Annotated in this window: 2 protein-coding genes; both read left to right on the top strand. The window is 68.7% G+C overall.

Annotated features, from left to right (window positions below; genetic code table 11):
- The first annotated feature begins 53 nt into the window (after window positions 1–53).
- Window positions 54–1274, top strand: coding sequence for a beta-ketoacyl-[acyl-carrier-protein] synthase family protein (locus BJQ90_RS00880; protein ID WP_226758427.1), 1221 nt, complete (start codon window positions 54–56; stop codon window positions 1272–1274).
- Window positions 1275–1283: 9 nt separating this feature from the next.
- Window positions 1284–1910 carry an alpha/beta hydrolase gene (locus tag BJQ90_RS00875; protein WP_226758426.1) on the top strand — a complete coding sequence of 209 codons (627 nt, stop codon included), beginning with the start codon at window positions 1284–1286 and terminating at the stop codon, window positions 1908–1910.
- Window positions 1911–2373: the final 463 nt, after the last annotated feature.

Here is a 2373-nt window from a genome sequence, read left to right as displayed (position 1 = left end):
CCCCCGCACTTCCCGCGGGTCCGCGGCAGGTCTCACAGAAATACCGGTTACCCATGCCTGAAGGTTCACCCAGAGTCGTTGTCACCGGGCTCGGGGCGGTGACCCCAGTTGGCGGCACCGCGGCCGAGACCCGGGCCGCGCTGCTGGCCGGGCGGTCCGGAATCGTGGCCCTCGACGACGACTGGGCCCAGCCGCTGCCCGTCCGCATGGCCGGCCGCGTGACCGTAGACGTCGCATCGCTGCTGTCCATCCCCGAATACAAGAGGATGGACCGGTGCGGGCAGCTGGCCCTGATCGCAGCCCGTGAAGCGTGGGCGCAGGCCGGCCGTCCGGAGCCTGACCCGGAGCGCCTGGCGGTGGTGATCGGCTCCGGCTACGGCGGCCTGGACACCACCCTGGACCAGACCCGGACGCTGGATGCCAGCGGCCCGCGCAGGGTCTCCCCGCACACCCTCACCCGGATCATGGCCAACGGCCCCGCGGCCTGGGTCTCCATCGACGTCGGCGCCAAAGGCGGCGCGCGCACTCCGGTGAGTGCCTGCGCCTCCGGGGCGGAAGCCATCTCGCAGGCAGCAGACATGATCCGGGCCGGCGCGGCGGACGTCGTGATCGCCGGCGGCGTGGATTCCTGCATCAACGGCCTGATTGTCAGCGGGTTCGCGCAAATCCGGGCCCTGTCCACACGCAACGGGGACCCGCAGGCCGCCTCCCGGCCCTTCGACCGGGACCGGGACGGATTCGTGCTGGCCGAAGGCGCCGCGGTCCTGGTCCTGGAGCGCGAAGACCATGCCCGCGCCCGCGGGGCCGAAATCCTTGGTGTCGTGGCCGGGACCGCGGTGACGTCCGACGCCGTCGACATCGTCGCTGCTGATCCGGCCACCCAGCGCCGGGTGATGGAAAAAGCGATCGCGGCCGCAGGCCTGGGTGCCGCCGACATCGGACTGGTCCACGCGCACGCAACCTCCACGCCGGTCGGGGACCGCCTGGAAGCGGAAGCGATCAAGGCCGTGCTCGGAACCCAGGTTCCTGTCACGTCCACGAAATCCCTCACCGGGCACCTCCTCGGCGGCGCCGGCGCGCTCGGAGCGATAGTCATGATCCAGGCCTTGAAGACCGGGGCGGTTCCCGGCATCAGCAACCTGGACCAGCCGGATATCGGGATCGACCTCAACCTCCTCCACAGAACTGTTGAGAGCCAGCCGGCCCGGGCGGGCATCGCCAATGCCTTCGGATTCGGCGGCCACAGCACCGCGCTGGTGGTCACCGAAAGCTAGGCTGTTCCGATGGAGACAGTCGTCTGGTCCAAGCCGGAACATGAACGCGCCGGCACGCCGCTGCTGGTGATGATGCACGGCTACGGCCGGGATGAATCCCGGATGGTGAAACTCTTCGACCGCCTGCCCGCCGGGTTCAGTTGCGCCGCGCTGCGCGGCCCCAAGGTCATCGGGGACGGCTACGGCTGGTTCCTGCTGGACTACTTCCTGACCCATGACTTCGCCGACGTCATCTCCTCCACCAACGCGGTCTTCAACTGGATCGAATCCGTCAAGGACCAGCACAGCAGCGTGAGCCTGCTCGGTTACTCCCAGGGCATGGCCATGGCCACCACCCTGCTGCGGCTGCGGCCGGCGCAGTTCCAGACCGTCGTGGGGCTGTCCGGGTTTGTGCTGGAAAACGAACTTCTGGCGATGAGCGAATCGTTCGACTCCCGGCCGCCCTTCTTTTGGGGCCGGGACCGGGAGGACCTGGTGATCAACGACGCCGCCACGGAACACACCGAGGAATGGCTCCACGAGCACACGCAGCTCACGGCGCGGACCTACCCCGGAATGGGCCACGCCATCTCGGCGGCCGAACTGGTGGACGTCAGCGCCTTCCTCCGCCATTACGTGCTGCGCCAGGACGACTGAAACCGGCACCGTATTCAGCCCGCAGCCCACCCGCGCGACAGGGTCGAAGGGCCCCAGGTTTTTTATCCACTTGCGCCCCGATTTTGTCAGCGTTTAGACTTGATGTTGGCCATGTTCACGGCCCACTACTTCAGGGGGAAGAAAGGGCCGGGCCCGTGCTGCAGTCCAGGACGCCGCGTGCCACCATTCAGGAGGCCGCCGCACTTTCCATCTGCGCCCTCTCCCGGGCCCGCCGGAACGCACCGTACACCTCCCGGCCAGTCGCCCGTCAAGGCGCGATCGCACCCCAACTGCTGATTGAAAGACTCCAGCGCCCGGGACCTCCCCATCCCCCGTCCAGCCACGTCCAGCCACATGCTGGAGACCAAACAGGCTGATCGCAGGAGCACCCGCCGCCGGCGTTGAACAGCGCCCGGCCCGGCCGTCACGGCACGCCCGCGGCCCGGAACCTCCGGGCCTGTCT

The organism is Arthrobacter sp. SO3, from assembly GCF_020532825.1.
In the GTDB taxonomy this organism is placed as follows: domain Bacteria; phylum Actinomycetota; class Actinomycetes; order Actinomycetales; family Micrococcaceae; genus Arthrobacter.
This window is presented reverse-complemented; position numbering and strand designations above follow the sequence as displayed.